Source organism: Rhizobium sp. N621 (genome assembly GCF_001664325.1).
In the GTDB taxonomy this organism is placed as follows: Bacteria; Pseudomonadota; Alphaproteobacteria; order Rhizobiales; family Rhizobiaceae; genus Rhizobium; species Rhizobium esperanzae.
Genome location: NZ_CP013495.1, coordinates 2,547,784 through 2,565,160 on the forward strand (window position 1 = coordinate 2,547,784; position 17,377 = coordinate 2,565,160).

A 17,377-nucleotide genomic window follows, 5' to 3' on the forward strand; every position below is an offset into this window, starting at 1 on the left:
GTGAATAGTTTCACAATTGGCGAACTATTTGTTGCGCATTCTGTTTCGACCTGATACTTAGTCTTCCGGTAAAGTTTTCTACCGGATAAGAAAGGTCGCCGCATGTCGCTCGTGCTCTATGGGCATCCGCTCGCCTCCTTCTGCCACAAGGTGCTGATTGCGCTTTATGAAAACGCGACATCCTTCGAGAATCGCCTCATCGATCTGTCCGACGAGACTTCGCGTGCCGATCTCTTCCGCTTCTGGCCGATCGGCAAGATGCCGCTGTTGAGGGACGAGGCGCGCGACAGCACCATTCCCGAAACGACCATCATCATCGAATATCTCGACCATTACTACCCCGGCCCCGTGCGCCTGCTGCCGCTGGAGATCGATCGGGCGCTGCAGGTCCGCCTCTGGGACCGCTTCTTCGACCAATATGTCCAGGTGCCGATGCAGACGCTCGTCAGCCATCGCCGGCGCCCCGAGGGCACGGCAGACGAAATAGAGATGGCCGCCTGCAAAGCGACGCTCACTACTGCCTATGCGATGATCGAAAAGCAGCTGGGCGAAAGTCCTTGGATAACAGGCGAGGCCTTCACCATGGCCGATTGCGCCGCAGCCCCCGCCCTCTTCTATGCCGAGACGCTGGTCCCGTTTTCACAGGAGCAGCCGAAACTTGGCGCCTATTACGATCGTTTGCTGGCGCGCCCGTCCTTCGCCAGGGCGCTGGAAGAGGCCCGCCCTTATTTCAAGTTCTATCCCTATCAGGACAGGCTGCCCGCCCGCTTTCGGGATGCGGCGGAATGATCGAAAGCCAGGCGGATCTCGACCGCATGTTTCACGCCCTTTCCGATCGCAGTCGCCGCGGCATGATCGACCGCCTCGGCCGCGGCCCCGCTTCGGTCACCGAACTGGCCGCACCGCTCGCCGTCGCCCTGCCGACGGTGATGAAACATCTGCAGGTGCTGGAGGAGAGCGGTCTCGTGCTATCCGAAAAATCCGGCCGGGTGCGAACCTACCGCCTGCAGCAGGATGCGCTTGTCGCTGTCGAGCGCTGGGTGGAACAGCGAAAGACCCGCTGGACCGCTGCCTTCGACAGGCTGGATCAATTTCTCGCCGATGAGCCGGAGACCCTCCCCGAATGACGACACGCTCTGCCGAACATACCACCTTTGTCATCGAGCGCCGCCTGACGGCGCCCGTCGCCCGGGTCTTCCGCGCCTGGTCGACCCCGGAGTCCAAGCGGCAATGGTTTGCCTGCCACGGCGAATGGGTGCCGCTGGAATATGCGCTCGATTTCCGGCCGGGCGGTACAGAGAGGAACTATACCGCCGACACCGATGGGCTTCTGCACGCCTATGACGCCCACTACATTGATATCGTGCCGGATACCCGCATCATCTATGCATATGAGATGAAGCTCGGGCAAATCCGCATCTCAGCCTCGCTCGTCACCGTCGCCTTCGACGTCGAACCCAGCGGCACCAGAATGGTCTTCACCGAGCAAGTGGTTTTCCTCGACGGCTACGCCGACAACGGCGCCCGCCTTCAGGGCACCGAGATCGGCCTCGACAATCTCGAACTCTTTCTCGAACGCGAGACGAGCCCGATTCACTAACGCGGCCCGATGACCTGTCACACGCTGCTTGATTTCTTCCGCGAACCGGCCGCCCGCACCGACGTATTCAGCGCTGCCGCGGCTCGAATAAGCGCCTTCAACGCCTCCTCGTTGATCTCGTCGCCTTCATGAAAGTCGATGGCACGCCGGGTGTTGCCGTCGAGGCTGGAGTTGAAAAGGCTGTTCGGATCCTCAAGCGACGCTCCTTTGGCGAAGGTAAGCTTGACCACGTTCTTATAGGTCTCACCGGTGCAGATGATGCCGGCGCGCTCCCACACCGGAACCCCTCGCCACTTCCATTCCTCGACCACCTCGGGTTCGGCTTGCTTGATGAGCGCGCGGACCCGCGCGAGCATGTCGCCGCGCCAATCCTTGAGCTCCTCAATCCTCGCATCGATCAATTGAGAGGGAGAGGCTTGCCCGCTTCCTTCTTCGGAATCGGTCGTCTTCATGGTTGCCGTCATCTTCTTCATATTTGTCGTTCTCCCGTCGCCGCGCATCAAAAATCTCACATCCGTTCACCGGGCAACCGGCTCGCCTGCTCCACCCAGGAGGCAATCTGCGCCGCGTCGAAGGGATCGTCTTCGCGAATGTCGAGGTAGCGCACCTCTTTCTGCTTAGACTCGCCTGGCGGCAGGGGATGCAGCGACGCGCCCTTGAAGAAAGCCACCTTGACATAGCTGGCGTAGCAATGGATTCCGAGGAACCACCCCTGCCCTTCCACGCCGTAAAAGGGCGAGTTCCATTTGACCGCCTTGCAGACGCCCGGCACGGTTCTGGAGATCAGCGCATCGAGGCGACGCCCGATCTCACTTTTCCAGTCCGGCATGGCGGCGATGTAGGCTTGCACGGGCGCATCGCCATAACCCTTGGGAATTTGCGGGTTGCCGCCCGACAGAAGCTTCGGTGTCGCCCCCGCCGGTTCGGCGGCGGTGTTTTTCGTGACCTTCTCCGCGCCTTTCGACGTTCTGCCCGCCATAGATTTCCTCCTATCCGCCGATGCCTTCGACGCCGCGCCGTTTCGTGGCATAGGGCAGCACAAACAAGATGAGACCGGTAACGAGAAGCAGGCCGAGCGGCAGCAACCCCAAAAGCCCAATCCAGACCGCCGACTTCTCCTGCACCATGGCGATGATATTGACGATGACGGCCAGCGTAAAGGCAATGGACAGCCAACGGTGGACCTGCCGAAACCAGTTGTTCCAGTTCAATGAAGCCTCCTCCCGACGGGCCGCCCGCTCGACGACGGATCAGTCAACCCGCGCCAACACCTGTTCCAGTCTGTGGAAGAACTGCGGCCACCCGCTCCTGGCGCCGCCATAGGCCTGCCGCTGATCCGCCCGGAAACCTGACTGCTCCATGCGCAGATGCGTACCCGCGCCCGTCGGCGTGAGGGTCCAGGTCACGACGGTTTCGAGGCCATAGGCGCCCCAGCTGTAAGCAAGGGCCTTGTGTGGCTCGACTTCCAGAACTCGGCATTCCACCGCGCCCCAATCGGCGTTGAAGTTGAAGCGATGGTCGACGACCGCCTTGAAGTCGCTTTTCATCAACCACTCCTGGATCAGGTGCGGCTGGGTCAGCGCCCGCCAGATCTTTTCCGCCGGAAAAGGCATCTCCCGCTCGATGACGACGGAACGTGTTTCGGTCGATATATCTGTCATTGATCCATCCTCTTCAACAAATCTTCGAGGGCATTGAAGCGGCTTTGCCAGAAGCCGGCCATCTCGCTCGTCCAGTCGACGAGCGGCGCAAGCGCGCCGAGCTGCGCGCTATAATGCGTCTGCCGCCCCTCATGACGGTCGCGCACCAGGCCGGCTTGCTTCAGCAGCCCGAGATGTTTCGAAACGACCGGCTGTGAGACCCCGGCCTGCGCCGTCAAAGCCCCTACCGTCTTCTCCCCCTCCCGGCACAGCCGCTCGAAAAGCGCGCGCCGGGTGGGATCCGCAAGCGTCCTGAAGAGGACGTCCTGAACGTTCGACATTGAAGACCCATACCTATAAAGCTATGAATAAACCTATAGCCATCGAGGTATACGTATGTCAAGCCAGAAGGCGACAAACTGATTGGGAAAACCAATAGCAGACTCGCCAGCGGATACAACTATCGAAAAGACCACGACACATCTATAATAGCCCATTGGCTATGCATAATTGCGACCCGCCAGCCTCAGGGGCAATCAGAAAAACGCCGGAAGGCGCAGACGGCTTCCGGCGATACATGCTCTGCATCTTGTTTGAACTCAGGAGTCGCGGCGGGCGCCGTGAAGAGCGGCCATGCGCTTCTGTCCGACCGAATCGGATTGGTGGACAAAGCATTCCTGCGCCTCGCGGATCGTATCGTCATCGAGATGGCGGATCAGCCGCTCGGCCGCCTCCCAGGCTTCTTCGTCGATTTCCCGCACAATGAAATGCAGGCGGATGCCGAAGGTCACCTCCTCTCGCCTGCCTCGCTATCTCTCTCGGTATTCGGCGGCCAATCGCTCGCGAATGAAGGCGGGACCGCCGGCAAGACGTTTCGCAAGCAAGCTCGCCGGATCCACCATGCGCCAATATGGCGACACCACCGAAACCGGCTCGCCCTTCTCCACCGCGCCGAAGGATAGTTCGGCGATCGCACGCAAATGCCGCTGCACTGTCACCGGGCAGCAGGCATCCGCTCCATATTGGGCAGCGAGACGGCGGCGCAGGACGCCGGTCTCGGTGAGAACACCTTCAGGCGCCAACCGAATCTGCTCTTCGATCATCTGCCGCGACGGAATAAGCATCGCCTGCGTGCCGCTGCGGCCTTTGCGGCGCGGCTCGATCGTTGGAATTTCGTTCATGTCACCCCCGGAAACATTATCCTCGTTCCAATCTAGGGCTCGGCCGAACGGCGACCAGCCTCATGTGCGCCAACCGGAAGGAAGTCCGTCTTCACGGCTTTTCTGCTTGCGCCGTTTCGGTTAATCCTCAAGGCCTCTCACTCAGCATAAGGATAGGACATATGGCAAAAGTCGCGTTCATCGGTCTCGGCGTCATGGGCTTCCCCATGGCCGGTCATTTGAAGACGAAGGGCGGCCACGATGTCACCGTCTACAATCGCACGGCCGAGAAAGCCGCTGCCTGGGCCGAGAAATTCTCCGGCGAATCCGCCCCCACCCCTGCCGAGGCTGCCGCCGGCGCCGATTTCGTCTTCGTCTGCGTCGGCAATGATGACGATCTCCGCTCGGTGATCTCAGGCGAGAACGGCGCTCTGCACGGCATGAAGCCGGGTTCGGTGCTGATCGATAATACCACCGCCAGCGCCGAGGTCGCCCGCGAGCTTTATGCCGCGGCAAAGGAAAAAGGTGTGGATTTCATCGACGCTCCGGTCTCCGGCGGCCAGGCTGGCGCCGAAAACGGAGTGCTGACTGTCATGTGCGGCGGCGATGAGACCGTCTTCGAAAGAGCCCGGCCGGTGATCGACGCCTATGCGCGCATGGTCGGCCTCATGGGGCCGGCCGGTTCCGGACAGCTTACCAAGATGGTCAACCAGATCTGCATCGCTGGCCTTGTCCAGGGGCTTTCCGAAGCACTGCATTTTGGCAAGCGCGCCGGATTGGATATCGAAAAGGTCATCGAGGTGATTTCCAAGGGTGCAGCGGGCTCCTGGCAGATGGAAAACCGCCACAAGACCATGAATGCCGGCAAATACGATTTCGGCTTCGCAGTCGACTGGATGCGCAAAGATCTTGGCATCGTGCTCGCCGAAGCCCGCAGCAACGGCGCCAAGCTGCCGGTCACCGCCCTCGTGGACCAATTCTATGCCGATGTGCAGGCAATGGGCGGCAATCGTTGGGACACATCTTCGCTGCTCGCCCGGCTTGAGAAATGATCGGTCCCTCCTCCGATCCGGCTGAGCTGATCGCGCATCTCAAAACACTGCGCTCGGAGGAGAATGCCGCCGGAATGGCGCGATTCGGCATCGTTACCGACCGCGCCCTCGGCATTTTCAATCCCGACATCAGGGCGGTCGCCAGATTGGCGAAGAGGGATCACATCAGGGCAATGCAGCTCTGGCAAAGCGATATTCGCGAAGCCCGCCTGCTTGCTCTCTGCACAGCTGAGCCGAAGCGGCTGACGGCGGAAGAGGCCAGAAGCTGGGCCAATGATTTCAATTCCTGGGAGATCGTTGACTGCGCCGCCGATCTCTTCGTCGAGGCGGGCCTGGACGATCTCATTCCGGAATTCGCTGCCGACGAGCGCGAATTTATCCGTCGCGCCGCTTTTGCCATGATCGCCGGCGCCGCCGTCCATCGAAAGGGCGAGACCGATACGGCCATCCTCTCCTGGCTGCCGCTGATCGAGGAGCATTCCGGCGATTCCCGAAACTTCGTTCGCAAGGCGGTCAATTGGGCATTGCGCAGCATCGGCAAGCGCAATCGCACCTGCCATGGGCCGGCGCTCGGGCTGGCGAAGCTTTTAGCCGAAAGTCCGGATAAAACCGCCCGCTGGATCGGCAGGGACGCGGTCAGGGAGCTGAGCGGCGAAAAGCTTATGGCGCGGCTAAAATAGCGCGATGCAGCCTTTCATCTTGAGGCTGTCGCGCATGTTAGGGCAAGCTTCGTGATGTTCGTAGTATCCGCGATGAGCTCGAGTGTCTGCACTGCATAAAAGACGGTCGCGAACTTCGCGCTAGCGCCTTGACGAATATTGGCAAGTACTGCAGAGCATCTTCCCGGCGCAGCCCTGACGCGCAACCTTAGAGCTCATACGTCGTAACAATTTCGCGGAAAGCCTGGCCTCGAAAAGTTGGAGGAAGTCGCCCACATGGTCGGGCACTAGGCTTGAGCCGGTGCCTAAAATGGAACCTATCGCTGCGCGCGAGGTTGGCAAGCAGGAGGATTCAGCGATGGCCAAATGCGACCAGTGCGGGAACGATTATGACAAGGCCTTCCAAGTAAATTTGGGGAATGAAATCTACACATTCGATAGCTTCGAATGCGCTATTCAGAAACTCGCTCCCGCCTGCCCAAATTGCGGCGTCCGAATCATCGGGCATGGCGTCGAGCAGGGCGATATCATTTATTGTTGTGCGCATTGCGCCGAGCAGGAGGGAGCCGACGCTCTTACCGATCGCGCGCCTTGAGACCGACTTCGGTCTCTGACTTATTCCGGCGGCCTATTCGGGAGCCCTTTGTCGTTTGGGTTCGGTGCCGGCGTCTCTCTTGTATCTCGTGGCGGATGTTGGCGATCGTCGGGGTCTGCGGGCGCCACCTGGTCGTCGGAAGGGTGGACAGGCTTCTCTTTCGGGTCGATCCGTTTGGCGGGGGCAGCAACTTTTCTAGGCATAGCCAATTCCTCGGGCTTCACCGACAAGAATCGACTCCCACACTGAAGGTTCCGAATCCAGAAGCGCTGCTTGGATCGGAATCGATGTCACCAACCTCCGTAGCGCGCGAGAACATGCTCAAAGAATTCATCGAGCAGATGGCCAGTCGCAACGCTGCGTTCAGTGCGACATCAACACCGGCATCGAAATGTTATTCAGCAGATCACGCGTCGCACCGCCGAACATAAGCGAGGAGAAAGAAGAGATAGACTCCCACACAATTTTCACGGTTCGCGTCGAGTCGATTTCGACGACAGCACTCCGGCATGCAATCAGACGACCGGGTCTTGGCAGGAACGTTTCCGAATGGTGCGCGTTCACTCTGTTTATCCCGTGCGAGAGGCGCGGGCAGTCCCAGGGAGGTTATCATGAAAGTTAGCAATTGCATGACCACAGACGTGCAGATCACCGATCCGGAGCACACATTGCGAGATGTCGCCTTAATGATGGGACGTCTCGATGCCGGCGTTCTCCCGGTGGGCGAGAATGACCGACTGGTCGGCATGATCACCGATCGCGACATTGCCATTCGTGGCGTGGCAGAGGGCAAAGGCCCCGACGCAAAGGTCCGCGACGTGATGAGTACCGATGTCAAATACTGCTTCGATGACGAAGATGTCGAAGACGTCCTTCACAACATGGGGGATCTTCAAGTGCGGCGCTTGCCGGTGCTGAACCGAAGCAAGCGGCTGGTCGGCATCATCTCGCTTGGCGATCTCGCCATGAAGGGCGAGACCATGGAAACAGGCAAAGCACTAAGCGGCATTTCGCAACGCGGCGGTGCACATTCACAGACGGCTCACTGACGGTCCGCGTCGCGCCACACTGTCCACGGGTTCGCCGGTATCTGCTCATCAACTCTCAACTCTCGCTCCATTGCCTTTGGCGCGAGAGTTCTGCAATTGGCACATCAGGACGCTTTACGCAGCTCCGTTGTTATGGATCGAGCGCCAATTGGAACGAGCTTGGTTTGCTTCTGTTTTACCGAGACCTCGGCACCTCAGCCGAGGTTGAACTACTATTCGGCTCCGGTTGTTGAATCACCGGTGGTGGCGCGTCGCTGCCGCGATCAAATGGTTTGATCGCCAGGATACCGAGTATTGAAGCAATCATTGCTCCGATAATGACGATCATCAGCATTCGCATCATCAGGGACTCCACCCAAGATTCAACATTGGTCGAGGCGGATCGTTCCATTGATTGTCCGTGCCGCATGGTTGTCCGTGCCGCAGTAACCGCCAGCTTCGGTGCCAGCTGCCCGACTTGAACGATGACAGGCCGCCGCTCGAGCTTTTTCCCGCCTACCTAGGACATGGTCGTCTGAGGGCGCTACCCCATGTCCGGCTGAAGCCCCAGGATTAGATCGACGGCCAGATCTTTGGTAAAGCATCCCTGTAGGGCCGAGGCTTTCGCCTGGCCGTCAATGATGCCTGGATTTTTCCACCAGAAAATCGATCAGCACTCTGACCGCCGGCGGCATGCCCTTGGCGGTCGTGAAGACGATATAAAACTGGCTTTCCTCCGACTGCCATTGCGGCAGCACCCGCACGAGCCTCCCGGCCCGCAGATCCGCCTCACACGCGCTTTCGAGCAGAAGCCCGAAGCCGAGGCCGGCGCGGGCTGCATCGAGAATGGCGGTCATGCTGCGGCAGGTCAGCCTCGGCTGATGCCGGATTACCCGTCTGTCGTCATTCGGACCGATGAGTTCCCAGCTATGGAACGACACCCACGGCGTCATCGCCAGCGTCGGAAGATCGGCGAGCTCGTCGACGCAATTTAAACCGCCGATACGTTCGATGAGCGACGGACTTGCGACCAGGATTCGCCGGGCCCGGTCGAGCTTGCGCATCGTCAGGCTCGTCTGTGTCTCCGGCTCGTTGGTCGCCCTCACCTCAAGATCGATCCGTTCGTTGATGAGGTCGGCACGCCGGTCGGAGCCGATAATCTGCAGCTTGATCTTAGGGTAGCGTTCGAGGAATTCAGGCAGAATACCGCCGACGGAAATGTCGACCAGACCAAGCGGGCAGCCCATCCGCACCACACCCTGCGGGTCTGCTTGGGCTTCGGTGACGATCGATTTGGCGCGATCAGCCTCCTGCAGGATGGTCTGGCATCTTTCGTAAAAAGCTTGTCCGATCTCTGTCACCCGGAAGTGACGGGTCGAACGCTCTATCAGCCGTGCACCAAGCCCGTCCTCAAGCCGGCTGACCCGCCTGCTCAATTTTGAGCGCGGTATTTTCAGATTGCGACTGGCAGAAGCAAAACCACCGCTGGAGACGACGGCTGCAAAATAATAATAGTCGTTGAGATCGTCCATGCGAACAAGCTGTCCGAGAGTAGGAATGAATGCCGCCCCGAAAGGGTTGTATCCTCTCTCCAGCAAAGCTGTAATCACATTGTCGGCATTGAATCTTCTTTACGCGACCCGTCGCGGCAAAGCCAACCAATGCCCAACGGTCAATCCAAAACTCTCTTGAGAAAAGAATGGCCTCGATCAAGGCCTGCAGGATGCCGACGTGCGATACACAACATGCCGGTTCGGCTTACCTGGATGGCGCTCCGAAAATACAGCCACAACAGCGCGTGTCAAAAACACTGCAAGGACGGTCCGGCAGGGAAGACCGGACCCGTCCCCGTAGCTGATCGGAGGTCACTCGGATCAGAAACTGATTTGAAGTGTCCCCGGTCCGAAGACCGGGGACACTCACCAAGTGGATTAGAACGAACGCTGCAGGCGGAAGTAGCCCGAGGTGGAGTCGTCGCCATTGTCCGGATCGAAGTACTGAACCGAAGCCTTGGCGTAGAAGTTGTCGACGATCTGGTAATCGACCGTCAGACCAACCTTCCAAGCGTCGTCGTCGCTGAAGTCATCGCCAGCCTCGTAGATGTCGCCGTAGTACTGGACGCCGGGAGTGATCTTGAGCTTGTCGGTTGCCTTGATTGCGTATTCGGCAGCGACAGCCCATTCGGCTGCGGAGTAGTAGGAGTTCGGGCCGGAAGAATATACGGCTGCGAGGCCGAGCGTACCGGGACCGATGTCAACCGTACCCATTGCGCGGACAGCGCCGTCTTCGTTGTCGAAGTCCCAGCCGCCGGTGACCTGGTAGCTGAAGGCACCAGCCTTGCCGCCAACGCCGAAGGCAACGCCTACGTTGTTCGGGCCTTCGCCGGTCTTGTAGAAGCCGTCTTCCAGTTCGTCGACGCTGAGACCAGCGTAGAAGTCGCCGCTTTCGTACTGATAGCGGATGGAGTTGTGCAGCGTTACGATAGAGCCGATGTCGTCGGTTTCACCCGAGAGACCATCGTCCCACCAGCTGTAGAACAGACCAGCGCGGAAGCCCGCGATGTCGAGGTAAGCAGAGTCGAGGATGGCATCCTGGTCGGTGGCATTGTCAGCATTGAACTGCATGACGATGACGCCAGTCAGCGGACCATACTCGGTGTCGCTCTTCGCCGTGAACTGAACCTGACCGCGGGTCCTGGCATCCCAATCCGAATCGTTGCTGGCCGAGCCATTGAGCGGCTGATCACCAACGTCGACCTGGAAACGGATGTAGCCTTCGATCTTGAGGCAGGTTTCGGTGCCGGGGATGTAGAAGTAGCCGGTGCCGTAAGCGTCGCAGACGCGAACATATTCAACCGGTTCCGGCTCAGCAGCAACAATAGCGTCAGCTGCAAGAACCGGCGTCGATGCAGCAAATGCTGCTGCTGATGCGAGCAAAACCATTCTGATGTTCATTTACCAATCCATTCCTTTGTCGATCGGGGCTGACGTCTCATCGGGTAGTCAATTTGAAGCCGGCCCAGTTTGAACAGCCATCTCGGCGTGCGGATCGATCGAACCGCCAAACCGTCATCCCATACCGGGCATTATCAAGCAATTCTCGATATACGCGGGAGGGGTCCGATCGAGGCACTTTCCTCGAAAGCGTGATTTTTATACAACATTTTCAATTAGTTACAGCAGAAAAACGCACAAACGGCCCGGCGACGGAAACCCTCCATCGCAAGCCGCAAACGCTATATTCTTTCATCAAAATCCCCACCGTCCGATCTTCGTCGGACATAATGGTGAAGCTCATAAAACTCTACCGCCGGCCAATGAACACATACAAGGTGACGGCTTAGAACATAGTGTCCTGAATTCGATACCAATGCGTCAAAATGATGACATGATGCCCACTGGTTGTACGCACCATAGCCTCTTAATCGTTACTAGGCTATGTATTTCTTCAGGATTTCGCCGCGATTCGAGCGCTTTTCCGCTATTTATGAGACTTTTCTGCAGTCAGAACCCTCTCTCGGCCCTGCTTGCGGCCTCATTGCGGACATTCTCACGGATGATGAGAATGCCGCTCGAAGCCCATTTCTTGGGGAGGATACCCTCTGCGGTAGCAGACCGTGCCTCGATATTTCGATTATCGACCGCCATTCCAGGCGGCCGCAGAGCACGCTCGGACTCAATCCTCGTTGGATTTGGCGTTCTCGAGAATCATATAGTCCAGCGGCAACTGCGTCGAATACTTGATCTGCTCCATCGCAAAGGCGGAGGAGACGTCGCGAATCTCGATCTTGGCGATCATCCGCTTATAAAAGGCATCGTAGGCGGCGATATCGGGCACGACGACTCGCAGGAGATAATCGACATCACCGCTCATCCGGTAGAATTCGACCACTTCGGGGAATTCGGCGACCACCTCGGAAAAGCGGCGCAGCCACTCGATCGAATGGGTAGCCGTGCGAATCGATACGAAAACCGTGACCTTGGTGTTAACCTTCTCCGGATCGAGGATGGCGACCCGACGCTTGATGACGCCATCTTCCTCCATTTTCTGAATGCGCCGCCAGCACGGCGTCGTCGACAGCCCCACCTTCTTGGCGAGATCGGCAACGGCAAGGGTCGAATCTTCTTGCAGCAGACGCAGTATTTTTCGGTCGAGGCGGTCCATGCGCACGTCAGTCCTTTCGAATTATTTTCTTTGTATAACCCGATTCCGCGCGAGGAAAAGAATTTTGTTTCAGGAAAGCAGTGTTTTCACCCGCTCCTGCAACACAGGAAGCAATTCTTGCTCGAACCAGGAATTGCGTTTCAGCCAGCCGCTGTTGCGCCAGCTCGGATGCGGCAGCGGCAGCACCGTCGGCGACCGGCCGGACAGCAGGCTGTCACGCCAAGCCCGCACCGTCTCGGTCATATTGCCTCGCCTCTTGTCAGCCATATGCCAGGCCTGCGCATATTGGCCGATGACCAGCACCAGCTCGATCTGCGGCATTGCCGCGATCACCCTTTGCCGCCAGACCGGAGCGCATTCACGGCGCGGCGGCAGGTCCGCGCCCTTGTCGTCGTAGCCAGGAAAGCAGAAGCCCATCGGCACGATGGCGAATCGGTTGCGGTCGTAAAAGCTTGTTCTGTCAACGCCGAGCCATGACCGCAGCCGGTCGCCCGAGGCATCGTCAAACGGCAGACCGCTCTCATGCACCCGAAGGCCGGGTGCCTGCCCCGCAATCAGGATACGAGCGCTTGACGAAATCACCGCCACCGGCCGCGGCTCGTGCGGCAGCCGGTGCTGAGGTCCGCTTGCCGGAGCGTCGCGACAGATGCGACAGCCGGCAATTTCCCGCCGCAGCGTTTCCAGCTTGGCTTCATCGGTCATCACCTTACTCCCATCCGACGATCCGCCTGACGAAGCGCAGCGCGTCGCCGTAACCGGATTCGTGACGGGCACGGTCGCGCACATCGCGCGGCGGCTCGAAAGTCCCGGCCCACAGCCCCGCTTTCGCCCCTCTCGCCTCGGCCTCCTCTTTGCCGTAGCCACCATAGGAGACGGCCATGCCTCGGCGTACCATGCCGGCATTGATGTCGCCGCCCGTCGCGCTACGACAGACGACAAGCAGCCTGCCGTAGCGGTCGCGCCGGTCGCCTTGGCAAAGCGTTCCCGATGCCAGCACCATCTCCTGCAGCGCCTCCCGCGCCACGCGCCCGCAAGCCCAGGCCTTTCCCGCCCGTTCACAGCTCTGATTAAACTCGGGCGCGTCGATGCCTTCGAGGCGGAAGCGCTCCCCGCCCAATGTCAGACTGTCGCCATCGGCAGCATGAAAGGCGCCGGCACGCTTGATTGTTGCTCGATCGTTGATCTTGGCGGTAATCAGCGCCAGCAGCACCAGCAGGGCAAAAGCGGTCACGCCGTCGCGAATCAGGCGCAGGCCCCGTGTCACGCTTTCGCCTCCTTAAAAAACAAATCCTTGGCAAAGATGGCAAACATCTTCTTAAGAATTGCCGGTTAAGCTCTTATCCACCCTGGGATGAAGTTTCAACGTGCACATGAGTACCGGCGTAAGCACATCGACCGACAAGATTATCGTCGACAGGTCGCGCAGCCACCGCAACAAGGCCGTTTCCAAGGCCGTGCGGCAGACGCGCGAACGTCTTCAGTCCGGTCATGCGTCCAATTCCGCCTTCGACCGTGACGTACTCAAGATGTATATAGCATCGATGATGCAGGGCGCTACGATCATGCCGCTCTTCGTCGTCATCATTACCGCCCTCGGCGTCTATTTCACTCAAGATACCCAATTGCTCTTCTGGGCGCTGCTGACACTCACCTGTCACACCGGCAACATCCTGCTCGCCCGGCGCGCGCGCCGACAGGAGATCACCTCCGAGAGCGCCCGCAAATGGCGCCGCCTGCTGCTCGCCGGCCAATTCCTGGTCGGCTGCTGCTGGGCCGTCTTCGCACTGCAGGGGTGCGACACCTGCGAGCCGTCCAGCTTCATTCTCTATAAGGGCGCAACATTGCTGATTGCGCTTTCCGTCACGGCGATGTCGAACTTCATGCTGACGCCAGCCGTGCTGGTCGCCTTCGCGCCGGCGGTCCTGGCGCTTGGCGCCAAGAGCGGCCTGTCACGCGACCTCCTCGAAATCAGCCTGACCGGGCTCTTCACCACCACCCTCGTCTTCTTCAACTATATCAGCGACCGGCTCTTCAAATCCAACCTCAGGATCCTCTCCTACCAGTCGGAGAAGGACGACCTGATCGCCGAGCTGGAAGTGGCGAAATCGATGTCGGACGAGGCGCGCCGCCGCGCCGAAGAGGCAAACCTCGCCAAATCCCGTTTCCTTGCCTCCATGTCGCACGAGCTCAGGACGCCGCTCAACGCCATCCTCGGCTTCTCCGAGGTGATGTCGGCCGAAGTCATGGGACCGCTCGCCAATCCGACCTATAAAGAATATGCCGGCGACATTCATCGCTCCGGCCAGCATCTGCTCGATCTCATCAATGAAATCCTCGACCTGTCGCGCATCGAGGCCGGCAAATACGAACTGAGCGAAGAAGCGATCTCGTTGCTCGATATTACCGAGGATTGCATCGGCATGGTGCAGCTGCGCGCCCGGGCCAAGAATATCGCCATTTCGGATCAGTTCGAGCGGCAGCTGCCGGCCATCTGGGCGGACGAGAAGTCGATGCGCCAGGTGGTGCTCAACCTTCTCTCCAATGCGGTCAAGTTCACGCCGCAAGGCGGCGAAATCCACGTCAAGGTCGGCTGGACGGCCGGTGGCGGACAGTACATCTCGATCAAGGACAACGGCCCCGGCATTCCGGAAGAAGAGATTCCCGTCGTCCTCTCGGCCTTCGGCCAGGGCTCGATCGCCATCAAGAGCGCCGAACAAGGCACCGGCCTCGGCCTGCCGATCGTTCAGGCGATCCTTGCCAAGCATGACGGACAGTTCCTGCTGAAATCGAAGCTGCGTGAAGGCACCGAGGTCATCGCCATCCTGCCCGCCAAGCGCGTGCTCCAGAGCCTGCCGGCTGTCGAAGAGGCTCAGGCTGTCGCGCGCAAGCGCAAGAGTTTTGCCTAATGCATGTCGCCCGGAATTGTGCGGCGGTTCCCGGATAACGACATGCATAAAAACAAGGAGCTAAAGCGCGTCGCACGAATCAGGTTTCATGCGACGCTTTAGTTCAACTGAAAAACAGATGCTTGCCGAGCACGAATCCGAGATAGAGGCAGCAGGCGGCGATCATACAAGTCACCGCGAAGGAACCGAGATCCTTGGCATGTTTGCCGACGATCGAAATCTCCGGTGAAATCCGGTCGATCACTTCCTCGACAGCGGTATTCATCGCCTCCATCGAAAACAGCCCGAGGAACAGCAGCACCGCAATGACGATCTCACCGAAAGTGGCCCCCACCAGCGCCAGCCCCGCCAGCGAAATGAGGAAGAAACCGAGCTCCTGGCGGAAGGCCGCCTCTTTCAGCACGCGCAGGAAACCTGCCCAGGAATAGCTGGCCGCGGCGATGAAATGTCGAAATCCGGTCTGCTTCGTCACCGCGGGCTTCGTCAAGATTGATCCCCCAGAGCATGTCGCGCAAAAGTGTGCAGCGGTTTTGCGATAACGACATGCGTAAAACAAGGAATTAAAGCGCGGGCCAAGCGAATCTGAAAGATCGCGACGCGCTTTAATGCTTGTTGCTCACGCCTGCCTGGGCAAACGTCGCCATGCCGGAATGGCAGGCAGCGGCGGCCTTGACGATGCCGGCGGCAAGCGCCGCACCAGTGCCTTCGCCAAGCCGCATGCCGAGCGCCAGAAGCGGCGTCTTGCCGAGCATCTCGATCGCGCGCAGATGACCGGGCTCGCTGGAGACATGGCCGATCAGGCAATGATCGAGCGCGGAAGGATTGGCGGCTTTCAGGATCGCCGCCGCGGCAGTCGCGACATAGCCGTCGATCAGCACCGGTATGCGCTCCATCCGGGCGGCAAGGATGGCGCCGGCCATCGCCGCGATCTCGCGGCCGCCAAGCCGCCGCATGATCTCCAGGGGATCGTCGAGATGGTCGCTATGCAGCTCCACCGCCTTTTCCACCGCCGCGATCTTGCGCTCGAGCATCTCGCCTTCCGAACCGGTGCCGGGTCCGACCCAGTCGCGCGCCGAACCGCCGTAGAGCGCATAGTTGATCGCCGCCGCAATCGTCGTGTTGCCGATGCCCATCTCGCCGATGCAGAGCAGGTCGGTGCCGCCGGCGATCGCCTCCATGCCAAAGGCCATGGTCGCGGCGCAGTCGCGCTCGGAAAGCGCGGCTTCCTCGGTAATGTCGCCCGTGGGGTAATCGAGCGCCAGATCGAAGACTTTCAGCCCGAGATCATAAGCGACACAGATTTGGTTGATCGCAGCTCCACCGGCTGCAAAATTCTCGACCATCTGCTGCGTCACCGCGGGCGGAAAGGGTGTGATGCCCTGTCTGGTGACACCGTGATTGCCGGCGAAGATCGCCACCAGCGGCCGGTTGACGGCCGGTTGGCGGCCCGTCCAGGCGGCAAGCCAGAAGGCAATCTCCTCGAGCCGCCCGAGCGCGCCCGGCGGCTTGGTCAGCTGCGCGTCGCGTTCGCGTGCGGCCACCAGTGCGCGGGCATCCGGTCCGGGCAGGTCCCGGAGCAGGGTACGGAAATCGTCGAAGGGCAGGCCTGAAACGCTCATCGGTGCGTATTCCTATGAATCGGCTATTCTTGTTTTCACGCAAACCACTTGTTTGCGTCGAGCAAATCAGCTTCTTTGCGGTGGCTCTCTCTTAAAGCCGGCGGACGAAGCGAACAACATCAAAAGCGCCGCAGCCCCTCCGGCAGAACGAAACAGAATGAAGATCAAGGACTATGCGGTCGATACCGCCCGCGCCGTCGCCTTTTTGAGCCGTCTTCCGATGCCGCGGGCGCTGTTCGAAGGCTATGACGGCAGGCTCGGCCGCCTGGTGCGCGCCTTTCCCCTCGCCGGTCTTATCATCGGCTTCGTCCCGGCGCTCGCCCTCCTCCTTCTTTCAGGCCTGCGCGCCGATCCACTGGTGGCGGCCCTGATCGCGCTTTCCGTCCAGGCTCTTGCCACTGGCGCACTGCACGAAGACGGCTTGGCCGACACGGCCGACGGCATCGGCGGCGGCAAGAACCGCGAACAGAGCCTCATCATCATGAAGGACAGCCGGATCGGCACCTATGGCGCGATAGCGCTGATCCTCTCCTTCGCGATCCGTGCGGCCGCACTCGCCGCCATTGTCCGCCAATCCTCGCCGCTCGCCGCAGCCCTTGCCGTTCCCGCCGTCGCAGCACTCAGCCGTGGCGCTATCGCCTGGCATTGGCAACGGCTGCCGGCCGCAAAGGCCGATGGCGTGGCCGCCTCGACCGGCCAGCCGAATGAGGCGGCGATGCATTTTGCGCTCGTCTCAGCCGGTCTGCTCGCAGCACTTCTGATCTGGCCGGCATTCGGCCTGCGGCCGCTCGTCGCCAGCCTCCTCGCCGCCGGCGTTGCCGGATTTGTCTTCACGACTCTCATCCGTCGCAAGCTTGCCGGCCACACCGGCGACACGCTGGGCGCCACGCAGCAGATTTGCGAAATCGCCACCCTTTGCGCCCTTGCCACCACTCTTTGAAACTCCGATATATC

At 59.9% G+C, this 17,377-nt stretch carries 23 protein-coding genes and 1 pseudogene; 9 read left to right on the plus strand and 15 right to left on the minus strand.

Annotation, left to right across the window (positions count from 1 at the left end; all coding sequences use genetic code 11):
- The first annotated feature begins 102 nt into the window (after window positions 1-102).
- From AMK00_RS12380 to AMK00_RS12390, 3 genes are read left to right on the plus strand one after another with little or no spacing between them, the layout of a single operon-like run.
- Window positions 103-789, plus strand: a complete 687-nt coding sequence (locus AMK00_RS12380; RefSeq protein WP_064810543.1) for a glutathione S-transferase family protein — start codon at window positions 103-105, stop codon at window positions 787-789.
- The gene (locus AMK00_RS12385) at window positions 786-1,127 is read left to right on the plus strand and encodes an ArsR/SmtB family transcription factor (protein WP_064810544.1); all 342 of its coding nucleotides are present in this window, start codon (window positions 786-788) and stop codon (window positions 1,125-1,127) included. The genes AMK00_RS12380 and AMK00_RS12385 overlap by 4 nt, the downstream gene beginning before the upstream one ends.
- On the plus strand, window positions 1,124-1,600 hold the full coding sequence (locus tag AMK00_RS12390; RefSeq protein ID WP_064803107.1) for an SRPBCC family protein: 477 nt from the start codon (window positions 1,124-1,126) through the stop codon (window positions 1,598-1,600). Before AMK00_RS12385 ends, AMK00_RS12390 begins: the two co-directional genes overlap by 4 nt.
- A gap of 17 nt (window positions 1,601-1,617) precedes the next feature.
- Here the strand turns inward: AMK00_RS12390 and AMK00_RS12395 are convergent, their stop codons facing one another.
- The 7 genes and pseudogenes from AMK00_RS12395 to AMK00_RS12425 all read right to left on the minus strand — a co-directional run bounded on the left by AMK00_RS12395 (window position 1,618) and on the right by AMK00_RS12425 (window position 4,421).
- The gene (locus AMK00_RS12395; RefSeq protein ID WP_064810545.1) at window positions 1,618-2,073 is read right to left on the minus strand and encodes a DUF1801 domain-containing protein; all 456 of its coding nucleotides are present in this window, start codon (window positions 2,071-2,073) and stop codon (window positions 1,618-1,620) included.
- A 35-nt stretch (window positions 2,074-2,108) separates the two neighbouring features.
- Entirely contained in the window at window positions 2,109-2,579 is a 471-nt protein-coding gene (locus AMK00_RS12400) for a DUF1801 domain-containing protein (RefSeq protein ID WP_064810546.1), read from the minus strand.
- Between the two features lie 10 nt (window positions 2,580-2,589).
- Window positions 2,590-2,811, minus strand: coding sequence for a hypothetical protein (locus AMK00_RS12405; protein WP_064810547.1), 222 nt, complete (start codon window positions 2,809-2,811; stop codon window positions 2,590-2,592).
- 39 nt (window positions 2,812-2,850) lie between these two features.
- Window positions 2,851-3,261, minus strand: a complete 411-nt coding sequence (locus tag AMK00_RS12410) for an SRPBCC family protein (protein ID WP_064810548.1) — start codon at window positions 3,259-3,261, stop codon at window positions 2,851-2,853.
- Window positions 3,258-3,581 carry an ArsR/SmtB family transcription factor gene (locus AMK00_RS12415; protein ID WP_011425688.1) on the minus strand — a complete coding sequence of 108 codons (324 nt, stop codon included), beginning with the start codon at window positions 3,579-3,581 and terminating at the stop codon, window positions 3,258-3,260. The genes AMK00_RS12410 and AMK00_RS12415 overlap by 4 nt, the downstream gene beginning before the upstream one ends.
- Before the next feature lie 264 nt (window positions 3,582-3,845).
- Window positions 3,846-4,043, minus strand: a pseudogene (locus AMK00_RS12420) (alkanesulfonate monooxygenase); the annotation flags it as partial.
- Window positions 4,044-4,049: 6 nt separating this feature from the next.
- Window positions 4,050-4,421, minus strand: a complete 372-nt coding sequence (locus AMK00_RS12425; protein ID WP_064810550.1) for a hypothetical protein — start codon at window positions 4,419-4,421, stop codon at window positions 4,050-4,052.
- 161 nt (window positions 4,422-4,582) lie between these two features.
- Between AMK00_RS12425 and AMK00_RS12430 the strand changes: the two genes are divergently transcribed.
- The 4 genes from AMK00_RS12430 (at window position 4,583) to AMK00_RS12445 (ending at window position 7,755) form a co-directional block, all read left to right on the plus strand.
- Window positions 4,583-5,452 carry an NAD(P)-dependent oxidoreductase gene (locus AMK00_RS12430; RefSeq protein WP_064810551.1) on the plus strand — a complete coding sequence of 290 codons (870 nt, stop codon included), beginning with the start codon at window positions 4,583-4,585 and terminating at the stop codon, window positions 5,450-5,452.
- Entirely contained in the window at window positions 5,449-6,132 is a 684-nt protein-coding gene (locus AMK00_RS12435; RefSeq protein WP_064810552.1) for a DNA alkylation repair protein, read from the plus strand. Before AMK00_RS12430 ends, AMK00_RS12435 begins: the two co-directional genes overlap by 4 nt.
- A 289-nt stretch (window positions 6,133-6,421) precedes the next feature.
- Entirely contained in the window at window positions 6,422-6,706 is a 285-nt protein-coding gene (locus tag AMK00_RS12440) for a hypothetical protein (protein WP_237350393.1), read from the plus strand.
- Window positions 6,707-7,317: 611 nt separating this feature from the next.
- A complete protein-coding gene (locus AMK00_RS12445) occupies window positions 7,318-7,755 on the plus strand; it encodes a CBS domain-containing protein (protein ID WP_064803128.1) in 438 nt (145 codons plus the stop codon).
- Between the two features lie 175 nt (window positions 7,756-7,930).
- Here AMK00_RS12445 and AMK00_RS31960 read toward each other — a convergent pair whose 3' ends face one another.
- From AMK00_RS31960 to AMK00_RS12470, 6 genes are all read right to left on the minus strand, one after another.
- On the minus strand, window positions 7,931-8,146 hold the full coding sequence (locus tag AMK00_RS31960) for a hypothetical protein (RefSeq protein ID WP_123876201.1): 216 nt from the start codon (window positions 8,144-8,146) through the stop codon (window positions 7,931-7,933).
- 223 nt (window positions 8,147-8,369) lie between these two features.
- A complete protein-coding gene (locus tag AMK00_RS12450) occupies window positions 8,370-9,266 on the minus strand; it encodes a LysR substrate-binding domain-containing protein (RefSeq protein WP_064803130.1) in 897 nt (298 codons plus the stop codon).
- 399 nt (window positions 9,267-9,665) lie between these two features.
- Window positions 9,666-10,688 (minus strand): porin, encoded by a 1,023-nt coding sequence (locus tag AMK00_RS12455; protein WP_064803132.1) that lies wholly within the window; start codon window positions 10,686-10,688, stop codon window positions 9,666-9,668.
- 721 nt (window positions 10,689-11,409) lie between these two features.
- A complete protein-coding gene (locus AMK00_RS12460; protein ID WP_004678404.1) occupies window positions 11,410-11,898 on the minus strand; it encodes an Lrp/AsnC family transcriptional regulator in 489 nt (162 codons plus the stop codon).
- Between the two features lie 69 nt (window positions 11,899-11,967).
- Window positions 11,968-12,600, minus strand: a complete 633-nt coding sequence (locus tag AMK00_RS12465; RefSeq protein WP_064810554.1) for a uracil-DNA glycosylase family protein — start codon at window positions 12,598-12,600, stop codon at window positions 11,968-11,970.
- 4 nt (window positions 12,601-12,604) lie between these two features.
- Window positions 12,605-13,162, minus strand: coding sequence for a thermonuclease family protein (locus AMK00_RS12470; protein WP_064810555.1), 558 nt, complete (start codon window positions 13,160-13,162; stop codon window positions 12,605-12,607).
- Window positions 13,163-13,268: 106 nt separating this feature from the next.
- On the opposite strand from AMK00_RS12470, the gene AMK00_RS12475 reads away from it, so the two are divergent.
- Entirely contained in the window at window positions 13,269-14,804 is a 1,536-nt protein-coding gene (locus AMK00_RS12475; protein ID WP_064810556.1) for a sensor histidine kinase, read from the plus strand.
- 103 nt (window positions 14,805-14,907) lie between these two features.
- Here the strand turns inward: AMK00_RS12475 and AMK00_RS12480 are convergent, their stop codons facing one another.
- Window positions 14,908-15,291: a diacylglycerol kinase gene (locus tag AMK00_RS12480; RefSeq protein WP_064803139.1), complete on the minus strand. Its 384-nt coding sequence runs from the start codon at window positions 15,289-15,291 to the stop codon at window positions 14,908-14,910.
- Between the two features lie 115 nt (window positions 15,292-15,406).
- Window positions 15,407-16,423 carry a nicotinate-nucleotide--dimethylbenzimidazole phosphoribosyltransferase gene (gene cobT / locus AMK00_RS12485; RefSeq protein WP_064803141.1) on the minus strand — a complete coding sequence of 339 codons (1,017 nt, stop codon included), beginning with the start codon at window positions 16,421-16,423 and terminating at the stop codon, window positions 15,407-15,409.
- A 157-nt stretch (window positions 16,424-16,580) separates the two neighbouring features.
- On the opposite strand from cobT, the gene AMK00_RS12490 reads away from it, so the two are divergent.
- Window positions 16,581-17,363, plus strand: a complete 783-nt coding sequence (locus tag AMK00_RS12490) for an adenosylcobinamide-GDP ribazoletransferase (RefSeq protein WP_064810557.1) — start codon at window positions 16,581-16,583, stop codon at window positions 17,361-17,363.
- The last annotated feature ends 14 nt before the right edge of the window (window positions 17,364-17,377 follow it).

Bases quoted from the DNA above. Each gene is read 5' to 3' on its own strand.
- AMK00_RS12435 (WP_064810552.1), top strand. From the start codon at position 5,449: ATGATCGGTCCCTCCTCCGATCCGGCTGAGCTGATCGCGCATCTCAAA.
- AMK00_RS12400 (WP_064810546.1), bottom strand. From the start codon at position 2,579: ATGGCGGGCAGAACGTCGAAAGGCGCGGAGAAGGTCACGAAAAACACC.
- AMK00_RS12410 (WP_064810548.1), bottom strand. From the start codon at position 3,261: ATGACAGATATATCGACCGAAACACGTTCCGTCGTCATCGAGCGGGAG.
- cobT (WP_064803141.1), bottom strand. From the start codon at position 16,423: ATGAGCGTTTCAGGCCTGCCCTTCGACGATTTCCGTACCCTGCTCCGG.
- AMK00_RS12490 (WP_064810557.1), top strand. From the start codon at position 16,581: ATGAAGATCAAGGACTATGCGGTCGATACCGCCCGCGCCGTCGCCTTT.
- AMK00_RS12450 (WP_064803130.1), bottom strand. From the start codon at position 9,266: ATGGACGATCTCAACGACTATTATTATTTTGCAGCCGTCGTCTCCAGC.
- AMK00_RS12440 (WP_237350393.1), top strand. From the start codon at position 6,422: ATGGAACCTATCGCTGCGCGCGAGGTTGGCAAGCAGGAGGATTCAGCG.
- AMK00_RS12465 (WP_064810554.1), bottom strand. From the start codon at position 12,600: ATGACCGATGAAGCCAAGCTGGAAACGCTGCGGCGGGAAATTGCCGGC.
- AMK00_RS12430 (WP_064810551.1), top strand. From the start codon at position 4,583: ATGGCAAAAGTCGCGTTCATCGGTCTCGGCGTCATGGGCTTCCCCATG.
- AMK00_RS31960 (WP_123876201.1), bottom strand. From the start codon at position 8,146: ATGGAACGATCCGCCTCGACCAATGTTGAATCTTGGGTGGAGTCCCTG.
- AMK00_RS12385 (WP_064810544.1), top strand. From the start codon at position 786: ATGATCGAAAGCCAGGCGGATCTCGACCGCATGTTTCACGCCCTTTCC.
- AMK00_RS12455 (WP_064803132.1), bottom strand. From the start codon at position 10,688: ATGAACATCAGAATGGTTTTGCTCGCATCAGCAGCAGCATTTGCTGCA.
- AMK00_RS12390 (WP_064803107.1), top strand. From the start codon at position 1,124: ATGACGACACGCTCTGCCGAACATACCACCTTTGTCATCGAGCGCCGC.
- AMK00_RS12395 (WP_064810545.1), bottom strand. From the start codon at position 2,073: ATGAAGAAGATGACGGCAACCATGAAGACGACCGATTCCGAAGAAGGA.
- AMK00_RS12415 (WP_011425688.1), bottom strand. From the start codon at position 3,581: ATGTCGAACGTTCAGGACGTCCTCTTCAGGACGCTTGCGGATCCCACC.
- AMK00_RS12380 (WP_064810543.1), top strand. From the start codon at position 103: ATGTCGCTCGTGCTCTATGGGCATCCGCTCGCCTCCTTCTGCCACAAG.
- AMK00_RS12475 (WP_064810556.1), top strand. From the start codon at position 13,269: ATGAGTACCGGCGTAAGCACATCGACCGACAAGATTATCGTCGACAGG.
- AMK00_RS12460 (WP_004678404.1), bottom strand. From the start codon at position 11,898: ATGGACCGCCTCGACCGAAAAATACTGCGTCTGCTGCAAGAAGATTCG.
- AMK00_RS12425 (WP_064810550.1), bottom strand. From the start codon at position 4,421: ATGAACGAAATTCCAACGATCGAGCCGCGCCGCAAAGGCCGCAGCGGC.
- AMK00_RS12445 (WP_064803128.1), top strand. From the start codon at position 7,318: ATGAAAGTTAGCAATTGCATGACCACAGACGTGCAGATCACCGATCCG.